A 22,143-nucleotide genomic window follows, 5' to 3' on the forward strand; every position below is an offset into this window, starting at 1 on the left:
GGCGATCGCGCCGCTTCGCGGTTCAAGAGCATTCATTCGGCTGTTCTAATTCTGAACTCCTTCTTCGCGCCAAGTCTTCATAAAAAAACTGGTATATTCCCTCTGCGTATGACTCAAGCACAAGTTCCACTCGACGACGCAGCGCTCGTTGCAGACCACGACCACGCCCAGGTTCACAAAGCCTGGAAATGGTATCACTACTTTGGTTACAACATCGATCACAAGGTGATTGGCATTCAATACCTAGTGACGGCGTTTGTGTTCTATCTCATCGGCGGTCTGATGGCTGTGGGTATGCGGATGGAGCTAGCCACGCCCGATCCCGATTTCGTCGATCCCAGCCTCTATAACGCGCTGCTGACCAACCACGGCACGATTATGATCTTTCTGTGGATTGTGCCTGCGGCGATCGGGGGCTTCGGAAACTATCTTGTCCCGCTGATGATCGGCGCACGGGACATGGCATTTCCCAACCTGAATGCGATCGCCTTCTGGCTCAACCCGCCCGCTGGCTTGCTCCTGCTGGGCAGCTTCTTTTTTGGTGGGGCACAGGCGGGGTGGACTTCCTATCCGCCGCTCAGCGAAATCACCGCTCCAGTGGCCCAGTCGATGTGGATTATGGCAATCGTGCTGGTGGGTACGTCCTCCATCATGGGCGCAGTGAACTTCATCGTTACCATCATCATGATGCGGGTTCCCAGCCTGACGTGGGACAAGCTGCCCCTGTTTTGCTGGGCGATTTTGGCGACTTCGGCGCTGGCGCTGGTGTCTACACCCGTGCTGGCGGCGGGGCTAATCCTGCTACTGTTTGATATCAACTTCGGTACGTCGTTTTTCAAGCCAGATGCAGGCGGTAACATCATCATTTACCAGCACCTCTTCTGGTTCTACTCGCATCCAGCGGTTTACTTGATGATTTTGCCAATTTTCGGCATCATGTCGGAGATTATCCCGGTCTACGCCCGCAAGCCGATTTTTGGCTACAAGGCGATCGCCTATTCCAGCCTTGCCATCTGCTTGGTTGGCCTGTTTGTCTGGGTACACCACATGTTCACTAGCGGCACGCCGCCCTGGATGCGCCTGTTTTTCACCATTTCTACGCTGATTGTGGCCGTCCCCACAGGGGTCAAGATCTTTAGCTGGGTGGCAACGCTGTGGGGCGGCAAGATCCGCTTCACAACGGCAATGCTGTTTGCGGTCGGGCTGTTGGGCATGTTTGTGCTGGGCGGACTTAGCGGCATCACCCTGGGTGCAGCACCGTTCGATATCCACGTCCACGATACGTATTACATCGTGGCGCATTTCCACTATGTGCTGTTTGGTGGATCGGTGTTTGGACTCTACGCCGCAATCTATCACTGGTTCCCCAAAATGACGGGCCGCATGATGAACGAGCGCTTGGGGCAGGTGCATTTCCTGATGACCTTCATCGGGGCAAACCTGACCTTTTTGCCGATGCACTCGCTGGGAACGCACGGAATGCCGCGCCGCGTCGCTATGTATGACCCGCAGTTCACCGCGCTGAACCAGCTCTGCACGTTTGGCGCGTTTATGCTGGCAGCATCGCTGATACCCTTTATCATCAACGCGGTGTGGAGCTGGACGCGCGGCCCCAAAGCCAGCGACAACCCCTGGAATGCGCTGACCCTGGAGTGGACCACCGCCTCGCCGCCCATCATCGAAAACTGGGAAGTGCTGCCCGTAGTGACGCACGGCCCCTATGAATACGGCATGACTGAGGAAGCCCTAGCGGTAGAGTGATGGGGAAGAGGGAAGAATGAAAAACGAAAAACTAAAAATGAAAAGCGCAAAACAAGACCTCTTCGTTCTTCCCTCTTCCCTCTTCCCTCCCAACTGACCTGAACTCTCGACAAACACCCAACCATGACTGACGCAACTGCACCCACCGGAGCGGCGATCGCCCCCGAAATTACTGCCGAGGCTCAGGCCCATGACCACGCGCATCCCGATTTGCGAGTTTGGGGGCTGCTGACGTTCCTAATTTCCGAATCGCTGATGTTTGGCGGATTTTTTGCCGCTTACTTGATGGTACGCGGGGCCGCAAGCCACTGGCCGCCGGAGGGAACCGAGGTGGAACTGCTGCTGCCAACGATCAACACCATCATTCTGGTGTCGAGCAGCTTTGTGATTCACCTGGGCGATGTCGCTATCAAGAAAAACGACGTGAACGGTCTGCGGAAGTGGTACATTGTCACAGCGCTGATGGGCGCAGTCTTCCTTGCAGGACAGGCCTATGAGTATGCAACGCTGGGCTATGGCCTCAAGACGAATATCTTTGCCAATTGCTTTTACCTGATGACGGGCTTTCACGGGCTGCACGTCTTCATTGGGCTGGTGCTAATTTTAGGCGTGTTGTGGCGATCGCGCCGCGCGGGTCACTATTCCGACCACAAGCACACAGGCGTTGAAATGGCGGAAATTTACTGGCACTTTGTGGATATTATCTGGATCATCCTGTTTGCGCTGCTTTATATCCTGACGCAGTTTTCCTAGATTCCAACTAGCTTCTAGAATTCATTCACCGCTGGTTCACTTCACAATTCCACTTCACCACTTAAACTCATCACCCAACGCACGATTCTTCCCTGTGAAAAATCGTGCGTTTTTGCATTCACGCTTCAATCTCCTAATCTTCAATTTGCAATCCTCAATAGATCGCTTGCATGAATGCTTTTCTAAGAGCGTGAATCGTTGGGTGGCATCGCCGCCAAACGATTCACGCAAGAGGTTCAATTTGCAATCTCAATTTGTTGCAATCTCAATTTGCAACCCGCAACCCATTGATGCGCCCAAACTCTTGCGTGTTGTGATTGCATGTTATGAGCGACTATTGTCTGTCAGACTGTGAGGGCGATCGCCCATGCTTTATAACGGCGCTTTAACGGCGTTTGCCCCGCTTGCTGGGCGGCTTTTTCCGGGATGACGTGAACTTGGATGTAGGGCTGCTAGAGGACTTCGCAGACGGGCTAGCGGCTGGCGGCTCTGCCTGGGGAGTAGTTTCAACAGCAGGGGTTTCAGCGGATTTGCTAGAAGCTGTCTGGTCTGGCTGGGACTGGTCTGGCTGGCGCGATCGCTCTCGTGCTTCCTCAATCCACAAATTGGGGAAAATGCGCTGCCAGGATGCGGGCTGAATGATGTCTAGAATCTGTGCCTCAGAGGCTTCCGCCAATGCTGCAAAGGTGGTAATTCCAGCCGCAAACAGCTTCTGCTCGTAAACCGGGCCGATGCCATTAATTTCATACAGCGGGTCGCGGGGTACCTCTGCCGGGATGGAGGCGGGCGATCGCCCACTAATCATCTGCGCTTCGGCAATCCACGCCTCCGGATCAAACCGCTGCCAGCTTTCCGGCTGAATCAGGGTTTGCAACTGCTCTGGTGTTGCAGTGGCCAAATCCCCAAAGGTGAAAATGCCACCATCGAATAGCTTCTGTTCATACACCGGGCCGATGCCATTGATGTCGCGCAGCGGGTCATGATCGGTGTCTGCGGGAATGTCTACGCCCTGAGCAAACCGCGCCGCTTCCTCGATCCACAGGGCGGGAAAAATCTGCTGCCACGCGGCCGGACGAATGATCTCTTGCACCTGCGCTGGCGTGAGCGCTGCCAAATCCGCAAAGGTGTAGATGCCTGCATTGAACAGCTTTTGTTCATAAATTGGGCCGATGCCGTTGATATCGCGCAACGGGTCGCGCCGAATATCGGCAATCTGTCCGGTTGCCTGAACAACTTCGCGATCTGGCGATTCAGTGGCGATGCTGGATGTGTCTGCGTCTGAGAGGGCGATCGCCCCTGTCACCCTAGCCCCTGTCGTCCTAGCCCCTGTCGCACCAGTCTCCGCCGTCAGCGCCAGCGGCAAAGCCTCTAGCTGCAAGCGCACCTCAGCAAGCTGTGCCGTGAGGGTATCCCGTTCTGCCTGAAGCGCTTCTCGCTGAGCCTGGGTTTCTGCCTGCGCCTGTCGAAGCGTTTCGGACTCGGCCTCAAGCGTCTGGACGCGCGATCGCCATTCTGCTTCGGTATCCTCTAGTTGTGTGCGAAGAGCGACCAGTTCTGTTTCAATTGTCGTGCGATCGCTGTTCGCCGTCGCGAGATGCTCTTGTAAGGTGGCAATCCGTTCTTGCAGCGCAAGACGTTCCTGATCGTGTTCTTGAACAATCTCCTCCTGATGTGTCTGTGCAGAAGCTAGCTCAGCCTCAAACTCATTTCGTTCCTGCGTTACTTGAGCCAGTTGTTCTCGCAGCACTCCCAGTTCTGACTCTAGAGCAACCTTTGCACCTTGTGCCTCATCCCGAACCTCTTTTAGCTGAGTCCGCAGCGTGTTCACTTCTGATTCCAGCGCTTCTCGTCCGCTTTCAAACTCATCGAACTGAACCTGTAGCGCGGTTAAATCTGCTTCAAAGGTATTGCGTTCCTGCTCAAGTTCATCCAGCCGTGCGCGGAGTGTAGCGATCTCTGCCTCAAATGTATCCTTTTCCAGGGTGATGTCGTTTATCTGAGAGTGCAGCGTGGATAGCTCGGCTTCACGGCGATCGCGCTCTTGGGTCATTTCGTCTAGCTGTGCCTGGAGCTGTACAATTTCTGCCTCAAATGCATCCCGTTCAGCGGTTAGATTCTGCATCTGGGGACGTAGTGCAGTCAGTTCAGCTTCAAACGCAGAGCGCTGTTCAGCAATCTTATCGAGATGGGCTTGCAACTCATCAAGCTGAGTTATGAATTCATCGCGTTCTTCCGTGACGTTGCCGAACTGCGTTCGCAGAGCCGCCAGTTCGGATTCTAGCGTTTCCTGTGCAGCCGTTTTGTCTGCTACCTGGGTGTTGAGATCAGCCAAGTTTGCTGCCAATGCGTCGCGCTCCTGCACGGTTTCGTCAAACCGAGTTTGCAGCGTCGCAAGTTGTAAGATAACTGCTTCTCGCTCAGCGGCGATCGCCTCTAATTGAGTTCGCAATTCCGTTAATTCTTGCGCCCCTGTTTCGCCTGCGGCAGTGGCATCCGAAAGCTGAGAGCGGACAGTGGCCAGCTCTAAATCCAGCGCATCACGTTCCTCTATGAGATGGTTTAACCGGGCTTGCAGGTCTTCCAGGTCTGCGGCTGTGGCTTGCTGGGCGGCCGTTTGTTCCTCAACGAACGCATCCAACTGGGCCCTCAGGGTCACAAGCTCTGCTGCATGGGCATCTTGTGCTGCCTCCAGTTCTCTCTGAAGGTCTTCTACACGAGTGCGAAAGGTCGCAAGCTCATCCCCAAGCGCATCCCGCTCGGCTGTCAGCGCGTTGGCTTCCGACAAGAGTTCTGCCCGCGCGGCTTCCTCTTCTGCCCGAACACGGGTTGATTCCGCCACGCTGGCCCGCAGCAGCGTCACTTCTGCGTCCAACTCGCTTCGGGTTGCCTTCTCAGCGTCAAGCTCTAAGCGCAATGCCAACAAGGCGTTTTCCGTTTCAGAAACGGCTGCTTCAGCGTTTTCAGTTTGCGATCGCGCGGTTTCCAGTTCCGTTCGCAGTTCTGTCTCCAAGCCTTCCAGTTCTGTGAGCCGCGATCGCAGCGATATTAGTTCTCCCTCTACGTCATTTCTTTCAGCTTGAATACGTTCAAACTGCGATCGCAGATTATCTAGCTGCACGTCTAGATCCGTCTTCTCTGCTTGCGCTGACTGCAACAAAGCTTGAAGACTCTGTGTTTCTTCTTCAGCAGCCGTTTCTGAATTTCGCTGTGCTTCTAGCTCTCGCTGAAGCAAGACAATCTGATTCGTCAGTTCATTCCGCTCGGCGTTCACCTGGCGCAGCTCTGCGCTTGCGGCTTCCAGATCGGCGGCGATCGCCTCTCGTTCGCGCTGGCTTGTTTCAAGCTGATCGTGCAATGCCGCCAGATCTGCCTGACGATGCTCAATCTGGGGACGAAGCTGGGCGAAATCGACTCGCTCTCCAGGGTTCAGCGATTCGCCCACAAACGCCGCATAAAAGCCGCTCAAAGCCTGCCAGTAGCTATCTTTTTCTTGAATAACGCCTGCCAGCGTTTGGCGCAGTTCATCCAGGTCAGCCGTGCGGTCGGACTGTTCTGCGTGTGCAGTTTCCAACGCTGCTTCTAGCTCAGATCGTCGGGTGTCGGCATCCTGCAAGCGCGATCGCAGCGTCTCGATTTCTAGTTCCAATGTTTGCTTTTCTGACCGGAGCGTTTCTATGAGCGATGGTGTCTGTTTGGGTTCGCCCGTCAATGCTTGTGAAAGGGCCAGTCCAGTCACCAGAGCGGTTTGAACGTCCTCTGCCGTGAATTCTCCTGTGGGTTCATCTACAGGCGTATTAGACTCATTTTCACGTTCCTCCATGCGTTCCGGCTCAGCTACCAGCAAAGGGCGATCGCCCTCTGCGGGCAGCGTATTTTCTGCTGGAAGCTCCACGTTCGTCTCGGTAATGGCTTCAGATTCCGGCTCTGGTTTATCCTCTATCTCATGAGTCACTTCGGCATCAATCGCTTCAGCATCAATTGCTTCGGCATCAACCGTGTCAATGTCTGTCGCTTTCGTATCAGTATTTGATTCCAGGAATAGTTCGCTCTCAGGTTCGAGATTTGATTCTGAACCTAGAAGCTCTACGGTGCCAAATTTAGAATCGATGCTTTCCGATTGATCATCAGTCTGTGGAACGCCCGTATCATCGCTCTGCTCCTCTGTTGATTCAGGCTCTAGTTCAACATCTGACCCCTCAATTACCACTGCGTCCGATACGGAAGTCCAGGCGGTGTCGTTTGGGATACGAACTTGGGCGCTATTGGTTCTGGTTTTGGCAGCCGTCGCCGCTGGGCGAGTTGGGGTAGAGTCTGGCGATCGCCCCAAAGACACGGCCTGCTCCGCCGCAGACAACGCTTGATTTCGCTGACGAGCCTGCCGCGCCAGCACCGCCTGCACCAGCGTCAGCAGCCCGCCCAGCACCAGCAGCGGCAGCAGCACCCACTTCAGCAAAGAGCCAATGCCGCGCCCGCCGGGAACCACCTCGCCAGGCGCGATCGCCACGGTTTTGCGTTTGCCCGCCTCCAGCGCGATCGCCCGTTTTGCCTCGCTCAGCAGCGCTTGCCCATCAGGCGATGTGGTCAGGTTTTGCGCCACGGCTGCTGCGGGAGAACCGGGTCGATAGGCGATCGCCCCCACCTGCTCCAGCGGATACCGCGCATCCATCGGCAAGACCTCTTGGGGAACCGCCAGCTTCACCACGCGGGCTTTGGTCTGCTGGGTCAACTGGCTGGCGATCGCATAGCCAATCCCATCTTTCCCAAGCTTGGCGATGACCTCGGCCGTGTCGTCGGTTTTCAGCAGCACCCGGTTCACGGTCTCTGGCAACGCATCCGGCGGCACGAGTCCATACTGCTGCAAGGCCGCCCGCGTTTCGCTAGTGGGTGGGCGATCGATCAGGCGAATCGGGCGATCGGGCCCGCCCACCTGCGTCCAGTTGGTGATATCACCGCGCAGGATTTGCTCGAACTGCTGCACCGTCAGATGTCCCTTAAAAGGATTATCCTCGCTCACGATGACTGCAATTTGCGCCTGATCCAGCCATAGCGTTTTGAAGCCTTGGGCGAGTTCGTCTGGCGTGAGCGATCGCCCCACTGCCACCAAATCCACCTCACCTCGCTTCAGCGCTGCCAGCCCTGCATCCGTTCCATTGGACTGCACTTCCACCGTGAGGTCGGGCGATTCTGCTTCGAGTTGCTGCTTGAGCGCCCGATTCAGCGACAGCAGATCGCGGGCCCCGTCAATGCGAATGAGCGTTGCAGGTTTTGAAGCCACAGTTTGCAAATCTGCTGCATTAGCAGGCATAATTCCCAGCAGCACGAGCAAAAGACCCGACGCAGCCAGACCAGCCGAAGCAAAACGGTCTATCCAAAAACCAAAATTTTTTGACATGAGGAGGATACTGGCGAAAGGTGAATAAAACCGTGCAGTGCGGGCTATCTGAATGCTCACGGAACGCCAACCCAACTCAACCCGCTACAACGCTGCCGCGAACAAAAACCTAAGCGTTACGTCGGCGCAGCGCCATCCCTTTAGAAATAGTCCAGATGCCTGATTTGCGTCAGTTGTACAGAACACAAGCGATGCCCATGTGCCTTAAGCAATTCCAAAGTTTGCAGCGCGTTTTTGTGTGCAACTGGTGGAATGATCCCTCCACCCGGCATAATGAGGAAGCAATGTCAGTTCTAAAGTTTAGACTGACGATTTTAGATTGGCGATTTTAGAATGTTGGGTTAATTGTTGGTTTAGCTGATTTAACTTGATATGCCGCAAGACTTTCAGCTATTTTTAGCAGCTTCATGGGTCGCGCTGTCTAGGCTATTGTGTACACCCTGACCGCCTGACACATCTTTAGGCAGCCTCCCAAGGGGATACTAGCAGCGCATGGATTGGATTCTAGAGAACCAGATAAGGTCATAATGCTTGGCCTCAGCTTGTTTAGAAGCAAAACAGGGTTCAGGGTCAACGCTAAAGAGGGCAATCGGTGATAGTGGCCGCCCTTGGTTGACCGCCCCCTTGAGCCAGCGGAGACCGATTTTGAGATGACATCGTTCAGGACTCTGGAGATATGCAAATTTCAGCGTCTCATGTCAGCTCACCCTTTCCTACCCACCTTCACGAGATTTCAGAGCTAATTTGTAAAGGAGCCTGAAAGCCTTGTTAATCAAGGATTTCCGAGAAACCGCTTTTCCTGGGCAAACATGACCTCAAAGCCACACATGCCAAGAGTTTCAGGCTTCTTAAGATTTGCTTCATAAATTAGCTCTCAAGCCTTTTGCCCACTTGTGTCAGGCAGTCAGGTATTGACCAGCGAACGCACCTGAGCGAATAACTCTGCTCCCCAGTCTGAGCGGAATCCGTTGGTCACCTTGCGAAAGATTACACTCCAGCGCAACGCCTGTTCACTCGCATTATCTTTAGTTTGGACTAATGGTGAAGAGGAAGGCAGTCAATGAGAAGCACCGACTGCCGTAAGGTCAATGAAGTACAACCAACATTGACCCCATGATTTTCAACGAACTTCAGCAATTTCGCCAAACGTTGTATGCCAGCTTGGGAAACGCCAGAGATGCCCTGTTTGATCTGATGGATGCCGTGTTAGTGAGTGCGTGCATCGTGTCGTTTGTGAGGCTATCGCAGAGTCCTGTCTTTCGTCGCCAGTGGTCGAGCCCCTATGAAGCGTTGCGCGATAGCCGCCTACCCCGATCAAAGGTGCTGAAGCTGTTGGTGCAGCAGATACCGACTCAGCAGCAACCGTTGTTGGCAGGTGATGCGAGTCGGTGGAACCGTCCTGCTGCCAGGCGTTTGAAAGACCGCACCTTATCAGGCAGAACAGGACATGCCCCGATAGCCGGACAAAACTACAGTACCTTAGCCTGGATTGCTGAAGACAGGGGCAGTTGGGCATTACCATTGCGGCATGAGCGCATCACCAGCTTTGAAACACCCGCCAGTAAAGCGGCATTCCAACTCAAACAAGTGACTCGGCAGTTAGCGGTGCGTCCGTTGGCGATCTACGACCGAGGGTACGGCAATGCCAGTTTTGTCAACCAAACGGCAGGGATTGAGGCAGACTTGCTGCTGCGGGTTACATCCAATCGATGTGTCTATGGCGCGCCCCCAGCGTATCGAGGGCGAGGCGCACCTGCCAAGCATGGACATAAGATGAAACTCAATGACCCTGACACTTGGAGTGTCCCGGTCGAAACCGTTGAAGTCGATGATCCCAACTGGGGACGAGTGCGGGTCAGTCGTTGGAGTGCATACCATTTCCGCAAATCCCCAAACGGGCAATGGAAGTGTTGCGCGTGGAGGTGCTGGAGACACAGAGCAGCACGCGACGCTTGGCTCCTTTGTGGTTAGTTTGGCTGGGTGAGCAGATGCCTCCGTTAGAAACCCTGTGGTTGCACTACCTCTGTCGCTTTGCCATTGAACACTGGTATCGCTTTGCCAAGCAGAGGCTATATTGGACACATCCCCAGTTCAGTTCTGTATCGGCAACCGAACAGTGGAGCAGCCTGATGCCGTTGCTCAGTTGGCAGTTGTGGTTAGCGCGAAAGGACTGTACTGACCACCCCTTGCCCTGGCAGGCACCGCAAGAAACGTTGACTCCGGGTCGGGTCGCACAAGCGTTTGCAGGCATTTTGGCAGCGATTGGCACCCCTGCTCCTGCGCCTAAACCTCGTGGTAAATCGCCAGGACGAGGCAAGGGGCACAAGCCAACTCCTCGTCCCTGCTATCCGATGGTCAAAAAACGAGCCTCGAAACGCAAGACATCCGAACAATCCCTGAACAGTCCGGTTGCAACAGCAGCTTAACTGCGAGCAGGATTGTATCCAATTCCTTAAGTTCAACTGTTATGAACGGTTGAGCAGATTCTTTATGGCATCCTGTTGAGCATTATTGTGATGCCAGTTAGTCCAAACTAAAGTTCTCAGAAAGTTTCTCAGAAAATTTCTCGATGAGCAGTTGCGCGACTCTCCATTTTGTATAAAGCTTCTTGTAGACAGCTTTTTTATAAAGCCTTAAGAATTGTCCCTGAACCTCTTTGCAAAGGGTCTGGACTGATGGATGAGCTTTGTTAAAATTGATACCAAATCAAACCCAGGAGAACCCGCCGCCATGACCCTGCCTACTTCACAAAAGCCCATCGTCATTGCCCCGTCGATTTTATCTGCCGACTTCAGTCGCCTGGGTGATGAAATCAAAGCGGTTGACCAGGCCGGAGCCGACTGGATTCACGTAGACGTGATGGACGGTCGCTTTGTCCCCAACATCACCATCGGCCCGCTGATCGTAGACGCGATTCGTCCCTACACCCAAAAGCCGCTGGACGTGCATCTGATGATTGTGGAGCCAGAAAAATACGTGGCAGATTTCGCCAAAGCCGGAGCCGACATTATCTCCGTCCACGCCGAACACAATGCCTCTCCCCACCTGCACCGCACCCTCTGCCAGATTAAGGAACTGGGCAAGCAGGCCGGAGTGGTGCTGAATCCGTCTACGCCGCTGACGCTGATTGAGTATGTGCTGGAGGTGTGCGACCTGGTGCTGATTATGAGCGTCAACCCCGGTTTTGGCGGCCAGAGCTTCATTCCGGCAGTGGTGCCCAAGATCCGCAAGCTGCGCGAAATGTGCGCCGAGCGCGGCCTCGACCCCTGGATCGAAGTCGATGGTGGGCTGAAGGTGAACAACACCTGGCAAGTGCTGGAAGCAGGCGCAAACGCAATCGTGGCCGGGTCTGCGGTCTTCGGCGCGAAGGACTATGCCGAAGCCATCGAAGGCATTCGCCACAGCAAGCGTCCAGAGCCTGCCCTGGCAACGGCTTAGGAGCAGCGGCTTAGGAGCATGGCTGGGGATCACGGCTTAGGATCACGGCTTAGGATCACGGCTTAGGCTTACGAGCGAGGGTTCCGGCAAGGGAAAGCCGGGGCGGGTGATAGGATGAATCCGGATTCCTAAAACCTGACCCCTCCAATGGCTTCTATCCAAAACCAAATTGTTCTGATTACGGGTGCAAGCAGCGGCATTGGTGCGGCTTGTGCCCATTTTTTTGCGGAGGCAGGGGCGCGGCTCATTCTGGTAGCGCGGCGATTGGAGCGGCTAGAGGAGCTAGCAGCCGCGCTCAAGACCCAGTTTGGAACGGAGACGCTGCTGCTGCAACTGGATGTGGGCGATCGCCCCAGGGTCGAGTCTACGCTGAGCGCACTGCCCAAAGACTGGGCGGCGGTCGATATTTTGGTGAACAATGCAGGGCTAAGCCGGGGGCTAGACAAGCTCCACGAAGGCCAGGTGCAAGACTGGGAAGAAATGATCGACACCAACGTGAAGGGGTTGCTCTACGTTACGCGGGCGATTCTCCCTGGGATGGTGCAGCGCGATCGCGGCCATGTGATCAACATCGGCTCCATCGCCGGACACCAGCCCTATCCCGGCGGCAATGTGTATTGTGCCACGAAGGCCGCCGTCAAAAGCCTGACGGAGTGCCTCAAGCTGGATTTATTGGGAACCGCTGTGCGAATTACCTCGATTGATCCGGGCATGGTGGAAACCGAGTTTAGCGAGGTGCGGTTTCATGGAGATGGCGATCGCGCTCGCAAGGTATACCACTTTAGTTTGGACTAATGGTGAAGAGGAAGGCAGTCAATGAGAAGCACCGACTGCCGTAAGGTCAATGAAGTACAACCAACATTGACCCCATGATTTTCAACGAACTTCAGCAATTTCGCCAAACGTTGTATGCCAGCTTGGGAAACGCCAGAGATGCCCTGTTTGATCTGATGGATGCCGTGTTAGTGAGTGCGTGCATCGTGTCGTTTGTGAGGCTATCGCAGAGTCCTGTCTTTCGTCGCCAGTGGTCGAGCCCCTATGAAGCGTTGCGCGATAGCCGCCTACCCCGCTCAAAGGTGCTGAAGCTGTTGGTGCAGCAGATACCGACTCAGCAGCAACCGTTGTTGGCAGGTGATGCGAGTCGGTGGAACCGTCCTGCTGCCAGGCGTTTGAAAGACCGCACCTTATCAGGCAGAACAGGACATGCCCCGATAGCCGGACAAAACTACAGTACCTTAGCCTGGATTGCTGAAGACAGGGGCAGTTGGGCATTACCATTGCGGCATGAGCGCATCACCAGCTTTGAAACACCCGCCAGTAAAGCGGCATTCCAACTCAAACAAGTGACTCGGCAGTTAGCGGTGCGTCCGTTGGCGATCTACGACCGAGGGTACGGCAATGCCAGTTTTGTCAACCAAACGGCAGGGATTGAGGCAGACTTGCTGCTGCGGGTTACATCCAATCGATGTGTCTATGGCGCGCCCCCAGCGTATCGAGGGCGAGGCGCACCTGCCAAGCATGGACATAAGATGAAACTCAATGACCCTGACACTTGGAGTGTCCCGGTCGAAACCGTTGAAGTCGATGATCCCAACTGGGGACGAGTGCGGGTCAGTCGTTGGAGTGCATACCATTTCCGCAAATCCCCCAAACGGGCAATGGAAGTGTTGCGCGTGGAGGTGCTGGAGACACAGAGCAGCACGCGACGCTTGGCTCCTTTGTGGTTAGTTTGGCTGGGTGAGCAGATGCCTCCGTTAGAAACCCTGTGGTTGCACTACCTCTGTCGCTTTGCCATTGAACACTGGTATCGCTTTGCCAAGCAGAGGCTATATTGGACACATCCCCAGTTCAGTTCTGTATCGGCAACCGAACAGTGGAGCAGCCTGATGCCGTTGCTCAGTTGGCAGTTGTGGTTAGCGCGAAAGGACTGTACTGACCACCCCTTGCCCTGGCAGGCACCGCAAGAAACGTTGACTCCGGGTCGGGTCGCACAAGCGTTTGCAGGCATTTTGGCAGCGATTGGCACCCCTGCTCCTGCGCCTAAACCTCGTGGTAAATCGCCAGGACGAGGCAAGGGGCACAAGCCAACTCCTCGTCCCTGCTATCCGATGGTCAAAAAACGAGCCTCGAAACGCAAGACATCCGAACAATCCCTGAACAGTCCGGTTGCAACAGCAGCTTAACTGCGAGCAGGATTGTATCCAATTCCTTAAGTTCAACTGTTATGAACGGTTGAGCAGATTCTTTATGGCATCCTGTTGAGCATTATTGTGATGCCAGTTAGTCCAAACTAAAGCTTCCGGTTGGGTAAGCGATTCGCCCCCCAATTGCAGAGGCTGGGTTCTTCGAGATCTGGGTCAAGCCGAACACTCCCAGCCGCTTCCGGGTCAGCCGCAGAAGTTGGGTAGCGATATAGCAATTTCTAGCCTAGTGAGGCGTATTTTGATATAATCTATTCAGTGAATTTACTTTACCCTTAACTCAAATGCGACCCAGAAGTGTTGAAAGATAGCTCAACATACAAAAAATGGGGGCAGAATATTGTATTCTAGCCCCCAGCAAACAAAAACAATGTTTAAGATGCTAGTGTCATTTCCTGCGCTTGTCAAACCGATACTCAAGCAGTTGTGCCCACATAACTATCCTGTTTTGAACTCTCGCTTATTCTTTGAAATCTGGTTGACCTTCGTTTTAGACCAGGGTTTAACGAGCATGAGAAGCCTGTTTTATCGTCTCAACAAAGCAGGAATCAAGGTTGATATTTCCACCTTTTCTAAAGCCTGCAAGACTCGACAGGATGAACACTTTTGTCGCATCTACGCTGAGCTCATAAGACAGCTAAAACAAAAAATCCAGCGACAGCACAGATGCTGTTTCCCATTGATTCAACGGTCATCACATTGACAAGCAAGTTGTTCTGGATGCAAGGCTATCATCAAGTCAAATTGCTTAATGGAGTCAACTTAACGCAAGGTAATCCCAGTGAATGCCTGATTCATTTTGGTCAAGGACATGACGCAAAATTTGCTGACAGAGTGACAGGAATGATTCCTGAAGATGCCATCGGCGTCATGGATAGAGGCTTTGCCAGTTGGGATTTCCTTGACCAATTAAGCCAGGATCAGACTCGCTTTGTTGTCCGCCTTAAGAACACGATGAAGACCGAGTTTGAGCATGAGCGATATCGAGTGGTTTGGTTTTGTGACTTAGAGAGCCAAACGGAGTTTCGGCTGGCGACCAATGTAGAACTGATGACGAATGAAGAGATTAGTGAAGTCTATCGCCATCGGTGGCAGATAGAAGTGCTGTGGAAGTTTCTAAAGATGCACTTGAAGCTAGATAAACTAATCTCTAAGAGTGTCAATGGAGTCACCATTCAAATCTACATGGTGTTGATTGCCTATCTGATTCTGCAATTGATAGAAATTCCAGAGTTTTATGGTCATCAATTACTAGATAAGTTGCGCTATTTGCAACTTGAATTGAGTCGTCGTTGTTCGATTGTCCATTGGAGCTACGATCTGCTGCCAGAGACACTCGTAGGAGCTTCGTAGGGTTGAATGTAAAGTTTTATGTCTCAATTCAACACTTCTGAATGCGACCCTACTCACTAGATCTTAGACAAAAAATTATTGATGTCTACATTGAAGGGAATACGTCGCAACGTCAAATCGCTCAACAATTTCGAGTTGCTTACAGTTTCGTGCGAAAGCTGATCAAACAATATCGGGAAACAGGTGAGATTGCCCCCAAACGCCGCACTGAGCAAACGCCAACCAAATTAAGTAATGAGCAACTAGAGATCCTAAAAACGATTGCTGAATCAAATCATGACGCGACATTGGCAGAGTTGTGTGACTTGCTGGAACAAAGGGTCGGTGTTTGGATTGGCGTTTCGACGATGTTTCGTATGTTAGAGAAACTGAACTTAACCCTTAAAAAAAACGCTGTATCCCGACAAAAAGGAAACTGAACGGGTGCAAATCGAACGAGTCAAATTTTGGCAACTGGTTCGAGGATTCCTGGCTCAAGACTTAATCTTTATTGACGAATCAGGAGTGAACCTGGCTTTGGCTCGACTCCGGGCACGTGCCCCGAAAGGAAAACGAGCCCATGGTAAGCGTCCCAGCAAACGAGGGAAACGGGTCTCGATTCTTGGTGCAATTAGCCTTAAAAAGGTAATTACCTATTCCAATCTCATCGGTTCAGTCGATGGACTTACCTTTGAAGCCTTCATTTCCCAGAGACTCGTTCCTAAGTTGTGGAAAGGGGCATGTGTCATCATGGATAACTGCTCGATTCATCTTGGTGAAGAAGTTAGGAGGTTGATTGAGGATGCAGGTGCTAAACTGATGTTTCTACCGCCGTACTCGCCGGACTTTTCACCCATCGAGAATTGCTTTTCAAAGATTAAGAGTATTCTGCGCTCCCTTGGGGCACGGAGCTATCTTGATCTAGACAAAGCCATTGAGGAGTCCTTCTCCCAAGTGTCATTGAATGACCTACAGAATTGGTTCTCCCATTGCTGTTACTATGCCTCGCCAGAATGAAAAACGCTATAGACTTCGGTCAGTGTGCAACGTCCCAAAAGGTATCCGAGGGGCGATCGCCCAAAGGGGTCGGTGCTGCCAGATGAGGGCGATCGCCGAAAGGTACGGGTACAAGGAGATGAAGGGCGATTGCCCGGACTCATCCCACACTCAGGTTTCCTGCCGTCGTGCGTAGGCCGTCATCGGCTCCTTGATGAAGCGGATGTAGAGATGGCGGAAGGTGGACTTGATCACGCGGGGCATTCCGAAGTCAATCGGCATGAGGCGATCGGAGAGTTTCCAGTTTTCGATTCGCAGGTCGGCGGGTTGGCAAAGCGGAAAATTGATTTGCTGTAGCGACGGACATAGCCCCATCCGCTGGGAGGCGGCAACCGTGGGCACTTGGTCTGGATTGACCTGGAGGATATCGACGAGAGCGCGATCGCACGCAAAGACATCTGCCGACGCAGCCAGCACGCCCAGCATCCTCGGTTCGCCGCCGCTGGGGCCGTTGCCTTCGTGGCCAATGATGCCGTCGGCAATGGTGAGGTTGGGGGCGATCGCCCGCGCAGTTTCGACCAGCATTTCCCCAAAGCGGCGGCTGTCTTTGCCTGCCTCCATGTGCCACCAGGCTTTCATTTTGCCAGGGACGCAGCCAAATAAATTCTTCACACCCAGCGTCAGCGTCAGTTGCATGTGTGACTTCACCTTGGGCAAATTGATCACCACATCTGCTTCCATTGCCTCTTTGCACAGCAGCAGGTGGTTGAAATTCTCGCTCACGGTTTCGTAGCGGCGGCCGTTCCATTCCACAATCGGCAAATTTAGCTCGTCGATTAGCGGCTGATAGCCATTGGCGATCGCCACCCCCCGCGCACTGCCAAAGGCGGGACTGTCGCCCAAAAACGGCTTGCCGCCTGCTTCTTGCACCAGTTGCGCGACAACGTAGACCAGTTCCCAGCGCGTTACGCATTCCTTTTTCGGTCGTGCCCCCGTCAGCAGGTTTGGCTTGAGCAAGACGCGATCGCCCGGTTTCACGAACGCCCCCATGCCGCCCAGGGGTTCCAGCAGGGTTTGCAGGGCTTGGCGCAGCGATTCATGTTCGTAGCTGGTGGCCTGCAGCAGGCTGACTGTAGACATAACGCAAGACCTAACGCAAGGTTGAAAAACTATCTTGATTTTGCACCATCTCGCCCAAACGAGTAGCCGCTCACCCGTCCCACCGGAAATAATGGAGAAGACCCACTCTATCCCTCGTCGCCCCATGCCCTACCGCCGTCTTCTGGCGATCGCCCTCGCCTGCCTGCTCTGGTTCTGCGGAATTTCTCCCACCCGCGCTCAGGATCTTGCGCCCGTGCTAACGCTCGACCCGCCGCCGCCCAATACGGAATTTTACGAATATCGCGTGCTGCACAATCCCGACGGCATTGGCAAATTTTACATGGGGCGAGAAATCGCGCAGGTGATGGGGCATCAGGGGGCGGCGTGGCTGGAGCGGCCGGGGCGATCGATCCAAGAGCAGCCCGACAAAGTGCTGCCCGCCCTCAACCTAAAGCCAACCGATGTGGTTGCCGATATCGGCGCAGGCACGGGCTATTTCAGCTTTCGCCTAAGTCCCCTAGTGCCCCAAGGCAAGGTGCTGGCAGTAGACATCCAGCCAGAGATGATCGATATTCTTGAATTCTTTAAGCAGGAGGCCGCAGAAGCGGGCACACCTGCCGACAACGTGGAACCCGTGCTGGGCGAGCCGGATAATCCCCAGCTTGCGCCAGACAGCATTGACCTAGCGCTGATGGTCGATGCTTACCACGAGTTTGAATATCCCCGCGAGATGATGGAAGCCATTTTCAAGGCGCTGAAACCGGGCGGCCGCGTGGCGCTGGTGGAATATCGCGGCGAAAATCCCTTCATCTCTATCAAAGGGCTACATAAAATGACCCAGCGCCAGGTAAAGCAGGAAATGCAAGCGGTGGGGTTGGTCTGGCGAGAAACCAAGGGCTTTTTGCCGCAGCAGCACTTTATGATCTTTCAAAAACCTGCATAATGCACTGGCACATCCGCGATTTGCAGCCCGATGAACCCGACACGATTCAGCAATTGGCAGCAATGCTGGTGGATGCCTTTGGCCAGATGGAGCATGGCTGGCGCGATATGCCGTCTGCGGTGGCAGAGGTGGAGGAATCGCTAGAGGGCGATCGCCTCAGCCGGATTGCCGTATTGCTGACGGGTGAAGTGATTGGCTGGATTGGGGCGATCGCCCAGTATGGCGGTTCTGCTTGGGAGCTACATCCGCTAGTGGTGCAGCGCAACTGGCGCGGGCGGGGTGTCGGGCGATCGCTCGTACAAGACCTAGAACAACAAGCCGCGGCGCAGGGTGTCCACACCCTGTATCTGGGCACAGACGACGAACTGGGTCAAACCAGCCTGTTTGGGGTTGACCTCTACTCTGACCCATTTCAGCACATCGCCCAAATTCGCAATCCCGGCAACCACCCCTACGAGTTCTATCAAAAGATGGGCTTTCAGATTGTCGGTGTGCTGCCCGATGTCAACGGGCCCGGCAAGCCCGACATCCTCATGGCAAAACGGCTAGTGCAGGATTTCCTGACCTGAAGTCGTACCTACTCAATGCCTGTGAGAATGCTCACCGTGGGAAGGCTGGTGGGAATGGTTATGCGTATGTCCGTGGGCATAACGATGCTCAGGCGGGTGAGCATGTCCAGAATCATGCGAGTGGGAATGTCCGTGGGAATGCCCGTGGGAATGCCTGTGGGAATGTCCGTGAGAATGTCCGTGGGAATGTCCTTGGGAATGCTCGTGGTGATAGTGATCTGCATAGGACTGGGCCAGGGCGATCGCCAGCGATGGATTCACCGCCAGCGCCTCTGCCTCCAGCAAGTCAGCAATCTGCCCATCAGCCCAGTCTGCTGCCATTTGCAGAAAGTCAGGGTGGTCATTGACGCAGGGCATCTGCACGCAGGTCACTTCGGGATGGCGGCGACGCAGCCCGTGGATGATGTGATCCACATCCAGCAAGGTTTCGTGGTTTTCGGTGGCAAAGCCAATGGGCATGAACACCAGCGCCGTTGCGCCCAAGTCGATTAGGTTTCTGGCAGCCAGTTCGGCATTGGGCTGGGTCCACTCGATTAGCGGTGTTTGGTGATTCAGCCAGCCCACGGAAATCAGCGGATAGCGGTGAATCAGCTTTTCGCGCACCCGCTCATAGAGCGCCTGACTTTCGTCAATGCCGGAGGTAAAGCCCTTGGCCTTGTGAGGGCAGCCGTGATTCATCAGCACAATGCCCGTCTGTGACGGCAGGTGCGCCACCGCTAGGTCAGCGTGAATCTTGTCTTCGACCAGCCGCGCCATCAGGTCGATGTATTCTGGCTCGTTGTAGAAGGAGGGAATGTAGCGCGTGCCTTTGAGCCAATGCTCGGAGCCAACAAAGGTTTTCGCCAGGGCTTTGTTAACCTGCTCCACTGCAATGCCACTGGTAAAGATTGAGTCCACCACCAGTAGTGGATAAATTAGCAGCTTGTCGAATCCCTCTGCCTGGATTTGCGCCAGCACTTGCTCCGGTAAAAACGGGGCGCAAAAGTTGAACGCCTTGAAGACCTTGATGCGATCGCCCCATTTTTCCTTCAGCCGCGCCTCGATACCCGCCCGCTGCTGCTCAAAGATGGCGTTGTGCGGCGAGATAAAGTGATCGTGCTGATGCTGCCACTCGTGTAGGTCAAACACGGCCAGCAGCTTGGCCAGCGGCGGATAGATCCATGTGGGAACGGGGGCAAATTTTGCCGTCAGCAGGTTCAGCGCCTGCTCGTTGTAATTGGCGAAGTCTTCGTAGCTCTCGACCTCGCCGTAGCCCATCAGCAACACCGCCACTCGGCTGGACGGGGCCACGCCGGGGGAAAGCTCGGTGGGAGTTTGCTCAAGTCGTTCGGGAGTAGCAACCACGCGATACACCTACCAGTTAACGTATGGGGGCAATGTGATAAGGAATACAGGGATACATTGAAGCGGTTCCCAGCATCCTCCATAGCCTAGCATCCCCCTACCGGGTATGGGCATTTTTTTCCTGCAATCTCTAACATTTTACCGCTGCGACGATCAGCGTTGCTGAATAGCGACAGGATTTACGCACTTGCAACAGGATTTCTGGATTTTGGACAATTTCTCGCGGTCGCAGATCGCGAGAAATTGTCCAACTGCGTAAGTTCTAAGCTGAATAGCTAAATATGAATTAGGACTGACCCCAAACTGCCCTCACCCGAACGCCCTCTCCCGGACGGTATTGCCGAACCATTTACGGCTCCACCCGAAAGAAAAATGCAGATTCGCTACTCAAAAAGCCCTTAATCTCTATCCGAACGTCAACACCCCAGGCGACCCAGTGCCGCCCATAGCCAGTCTTCTCCTCGATTGTGGGAACCGCGTCGGGTGGCAGGCAAAACTGCCAGGTGTGTTCAACCTGCATCAGCCCAGAGGGCAGGTCTTTGTCAGGTAGATTTTCGATCCAGAAGGGTGAAGCGCGATAAGTTGATGTCTCATCGGTAGTATCTTTCTGCACGTCCAGTCCAAAGGCCATTGCCGAAACTTTGCCGGGGTTGCTGCCCGACGGGGTTTTGAAGCGGCGAGAAAATGTCACGGTTACCCAATCGCCGGGATGGAGGGGATAGGGCGAAACCCGAAGCTCAGCGGGTTCTGCCCGCCGGGTCGCCTGAAGCTGAAGAATCATGCGCCGAATTATCCCAATGCCGCCCAGCAGGGCGATCGGCCCCAAGACGAAAAACAATCCCCGCAGCAACAAGCCAGTCCATCCGGGTCTAGTTCCCGTGATCGCCTGCCCCAGCATCCCCAGCCCAATCAGCATCACAAGCCCACCGACGAGGGCTTGCACGGTAGGTTTGATCCCTACCCGCGTGCCCAGCGGGTCAAGCAGGACGGTTTCGCCATTGCGCTGCTCCAGGCAAATCCCGTGTCGGTCGAGCTGGTCTGCCAAATACAGCGATCGCCCTGAGCCAAACCTGGCAAGTCGTTCATCGGTCATGCTTTTCCCTCCACAATCACTACGCTTCCAAGCTAGCCTTGCTGGGATCTGAGCGGCAAATTTTTGCGACGGAGGCATTAACCCCAGAGGCGGCGACGCGGCGATCCGCCCAGGCGGCGATGGGCATCGCGCAGCAGAGTGGGAATGTCTAGTGCTTCGGGACATCGCGGCAGGCAGTCGCCACAGTCGGTGCAGCGATCGCCCCGGCGACCAGGAAACCAGTGTCCCGCGTTTTCAAACATACCGTAGCGGTAGGTGCCGTATTGGGTCATGTCGTAGGCCACTGCCAGGTTTCTCAGCCGCAGCACTTCGGGAATATGGATGTCTTCGGGGCAGGGCAGGCAGGCATAGCACTGGTTGCATTGGTCGGTTCCCAAGACGGCAGATTGGTGCGATCGCAGCCGTTCCAAAATCTCTACCTCTGTGTCTGTGAGCGGGTGCGTTTGGTCTGCCATTTCCAGGGGCCAATCCAGTTCCTCTGGTCTGGCTGCGCCCAGGCTGAGGGTGGTGATGCGCGGGTCGCTGAGTAGCCAGCGATAGCCCAGGTGCAGCGGCGATTGGGGGTGGCATAGCGTGTCCAATCGTTCTGGCGGCGTGTAGAGCAGGCCGCCTTTGTCCGCTGGGGAAATGATGAACACACCCATGTCCTTTTGGTGCGCCAGTTCAACTGCGGCTGCGTTGCGCTGGAACAACCAGTTGTAGTGCAAGTTCACAAACTGGAACTGGTCGGTGGCGATCGCCCCCAAAATCACATCCAGCGGCCCATGCGTCGAAAAGCCCACCCACCGCACACGCCCATCGGCGATCGCCGCCCGCACCGCCGCCATGCAGCCCCTTTCCACCGTCAACATTGCCAGATGTTCTGCCGTATTCACCCCATGAATCGCCAAGCAGTCTATATAGTCCAGCCCTAGCCGCGCCAGCGATTCGTCAATGCCCCGCGCCATTGCATCAGCATCGATGGTGGGTGGCAGCTTTGTGGTGATGATCAGATCTTCCCGCTTTGCCCGCTCTTCCCGCCGCAGCCCCGCCAGCGCCTTGCCCAGAAAGATTTCGCTGTTGCCATAGCCCCGCGCCGTTTCGATGTGGTTGATGCCGAGGGCGATCGCCCGCTCCACCGTCTGCCGCGCCGTTTCTGCCGAGGCCAGATAGCGCATCGTCCCCAGCGAGAAGACAGACAGATGCAGATGGGTTTTCCCAAAGCGGCGATAGTGCATGGC

13 protein-coding genes and 3 pseudogenes are annotated in these 22,143 nt (G+C 54.6%); 10 read left to right on the forward strand and 6 right to left on the reverse strand.

The genetic code is table 11. The features are described 5' to 3' along the window. Window positions 1–108: 108 nt before the first annotated feature. Together ctaD and JTM80_RS16530 are read left to right on the forward strand one after the other, a co-directional pair. A complete protein-coding gene (gene ctaD / locus JTM80_RS16525; protein WP_172354237.1) occupies window positions 109–1,761 on the forward strand; it encodes a cytochrome c oxidase subunit I in 1,653 nt (550 codons plus the stop codon). A gap of 123 nt (window positions 1,762–1,884) precedes the next feature. Beyond that, the gene (locus JTM80_RS16530; RefSeq protein ID WP_172354236.1) at window positions 1,885–2,514 is read left to right on the forward strand and encodes a heme-copper oxidase subunit III; all 630 of its coding nucleotides are present in this window, start codon (window positions 1,885–1,887) and stop codon (window positions 2,512–2,514) included. Window positions 2,515–2,899: 385 nt separating this feature from the next. Here the strand turns inward: JTM80_RS16530 and JTM80_RS16535 are convergent, their stop codons facing one another. Then, a complete protein-coding gene (locus JTM80_RS16535) occupies window positions 2,900–7,819 on the reverse strand; it encodes a substrate-binding domain-containing protein (protein WP_205369859.1) in 4,920 nt (1,639 codons plus the stop codon). Between the two features lie 1,200 nt (window positions 7,820–9,019). Between JTM80_RS16535 and JTM80_RS16540 the strand changes: the two are divergent. The 6 genes and pseudogenes from JTM80_RS16540 (at window position 9,020) to JTM80_RS16565 (ending at window position 15,894) form a co-directional block, all read left to right on the forward strand. Continuing rightward, window positions 9,020–10,332 (forward strand): annotated as a pseudogene (locus JTM80_RS16540) (NF041680 family putative transposase). A 304-nt stretch (window positions 10,333–10,636) separates the two neighbouring features. Further along, window positions 10,637–11,344: a ribulose-phosphate 3-epimerase gene (gene rpe, locus JTM80_RS16545; protein ID WP_172358967.1), complete on the forward strand. Its 708-nt coding sequence runs from the start codon at window positions 10,637–10,639 to the stop codon at window positions 11,342–11,344. A 147-nt stretch (window positions 11,345–11,491) separates the two neighbouring features. Then, window positions 11,492–12,121 (forward strand): annotated as a pseudogene (locus JTM80_RS16550) (SDR family NAD(P)-dependent oxidoreductase); the annotation flags it as partial. 92 nt (window positions 12,122–12,213) lie between these two features. Beyond that, the gene (locus JTM80_RS16555) at window positions 12,214–13,527 is read left to right on the forward strand and encodes an NF041680 family putative transposase (protein WP_205369863.1); all 1,314 of its coding nucleotides are present in this window, start codon (window positions 12,214–12,216) and stop codon (window positions 13,525–13,527) included. A gap of 397 nt (window positions 13,528–13,924) precedes the next feature. Then, a pseudogene (locus tag JTM80_RS16560) lies at window positions 13,925–14,898 on the forward strand (transposase). 41 nt (window positions 14,899–14,939) lie between these two features. Then, window positions 14,940–15,894, forward strand: a protein-coding gene (locus JTM80_RS16565; protein WP_205369865.1) for an IS630 family transposase whose coding sequence is annotated in 2 segments (ribosomal slippage) — window positions 14,940–15,283 and window positions 15,282–15,894 — 957 coding nt in all. Because the reading frame shifts where the segments join, the coding sequence is not laid out codon by codon here. On the opposite strand, the gene JTM80_RS16570 is transcribed toward JTM80_RS16565, so the two are convergent. Further along, window positions 15,876–16,037, reverse strand: a complete 162-nt coding sequence (locus tag JTM80_RS16570) for a hypothetical protein (protein ID WP_172356417.1) — start codon at window positions 16,035–16,037, stop codon at window positions 15,876–15,878. The genes JTM80_RS16565 and JTM80_RS16570 overlap by 19 nt on opposite strands. A 7-nt stretch (window positions 16,038–16,044) precedes the next feature. Next, window positions 16,045–17,013 (reverse strand): DUF362 domain-containing protein, encoded by a 969-nt coding sequence (locus JTM80_RS16575; protein ID WP_172356416.1) that lies wholly within the window; start codon window positions 17,011–17,013, stop codon window positions 16,045–16,047. A 91-nt stretch (window positions 17,014–17,104) separates the two neighbouring features. Here JTM80_RS16575 and JTM80_RS16580 point away from each other — a divergent pair, with 91 nt between their 5' ends. Then, window positions 17,105–17,917: a class I SAM-dependent methyltransferase gene (locus JTM80_RS16580; RefSeq protein ID WP_205369868.1), complete on the forward strand. Its 813-nt coding sequence runs from the start codon at window positions 17,105–17,107 to the stop codon at window positions 17,915–17,917. Then, the gene (locus tag JTM80_RS16585) at window positions 17,917–18,486 is read left to right on the forward strand and encodes a GNAT family N-acetyltransferase (protein WP_205369870.1); all 570 of its coding nucleotides are present in this window, start codon (window positions 17,917–17,919) and stop codon (window positions 18,484–18,486) included. The genes JTM80_RS16580 and JTM80_RS16585 overlap by 1 nt, the downstream gene beginning before the upstream one ends. 12 nt (window positions 18,487–18,498) lie before the next feature. Here the strand turns inward: JTM80_RS16585 and JTM80_RS16590 are convergent, their stop codons facing one another. From JTM80_RS16590 to JTM80_RS16600, 3 genes are all read right to left on the reverse strand, one after another. Next, window positions 18,499–19,830, reverse strand: a complete 1,332-nt coding sequence (locus JTM80_RS16590; protein WP_172356414.1) for a ferrochelatase — start codon at window positions 19,828–19,830, stop codon at window positions 18,499–18,501. A gap of 349 nt (window positions 19,831–20,179) precedes the next feature. Then, window positions 20,180–20,923: a hypothetical protein gene (locus JTM80_RS16595; RefSeq protein WP_172356412.1), complete on the reverse strand. Its 744-nt coding sequence runs from the start codon at window positions 20,921–20,923 to the stop codon at window positions 20,180–20,182. A gap of 77 nt (window positions 20,924–21,000) precedes the next feature. Continuing rightward, window positions 21,001–22,140 (reverse strand): aldo/keto reductase, encoded by a 1,140-nt coding sequence (locus JTM80_RS16600; protein ID WP_172356410.1) that lies wholly within the window; start codon window positions 22,138–22,140, stop codon window positions 21,001–21,003. Window positions 22,141–22,143 lie beyond the last annotated feature (3 nt).

The organism is Thermoleptolyngbya sp. PKUAC-SCTB121, from assembly GCF_016919485.1.
Lineage (GTDB): Bacteria > Cyanobacteriota > Cyanobacteriia > Elainellales > Elainellaceae > Thermoleptolyngbya > Thermoleptolyngbya sichuanensis.

Bases quoted from the DNA above. Each gene is read 5' to 3' on its own strand.
- ctaD (WP_172354237.1), top strand. From the start codon at position 109: ATGACTCAAGCACAAGTTCCACTCGACGACGCAGCGCTCGTTGCAGAC.
- JTM80_RS16530 (WP_172354236.1), top strand. From the start codon at position 1,885: ATGACTGACGCAACTGCACCCACCGGAGCGGCGATCGCCCCCGAAATT.
- JTM80_RS16535 (WP_205369859.1), bottom strand. From the start codon at position 7,819: ATGCCTGCTAATGCAGCAGATTTGCAAACTGTGGCTTCAAAACCTGCA.
- rpe (WP_172358967.1), top strand. From the start codon at position 10,637: ATGACCCTGCCTACTTCACAAAAGCCCATCGTCATTGCCCCGTCGATT.
- JTM80_RS16555 (WP_205369863.1), top strand. From the start codon at position 12,214: ATGATTTTCAACGAACTTCAGCAATTTCGCCAAACGTTGTATGCCAGC.
- JTM80_RS16570 (WP_172356417.1), bottom strand. From the start codon at position 16,037: ATGAGTCCGGGCAATCGCCCTTCATCTCCTTGTACCCGTACCTTTCGG.
- JTM80_RS16575 (WP_172356416.1), bottom strand. From the start codon at position 17,013: ATGTCTACAGTCAGCCTGCTGCAGGCCACCAGCTACGAACATGAATCG.
- JTM80_RS16580 (WP_205369868.1), top strand. From the start codon at position 17,105: ATGGAGAAGACCCACTCTATCCCTCGTCGCCCCATGCCCTACCGCCGT.
- JTM80_RS16585 (WP_205369870.1), top strand. From the start codon at position 17,917: ATGCACTGGCACATCCGCGATTTGCAGCCCGATGAACCCGACACGATT.
- JTM80_RS16595 (WP_172356412.1), bottom strand. From the start codon at position 20,923: ATGACCGATGAACGACTTGCCAGGTTTGGCTCAGGGCGATCGCTGTAT.
- JTM80_RS16600 (WP_172356410.1), bottom strand. From the start codon at position 22,140: ATGCACTATCGCCGCTTTGGGAAAACCCATCTGCATCTGTCTGTCTTC.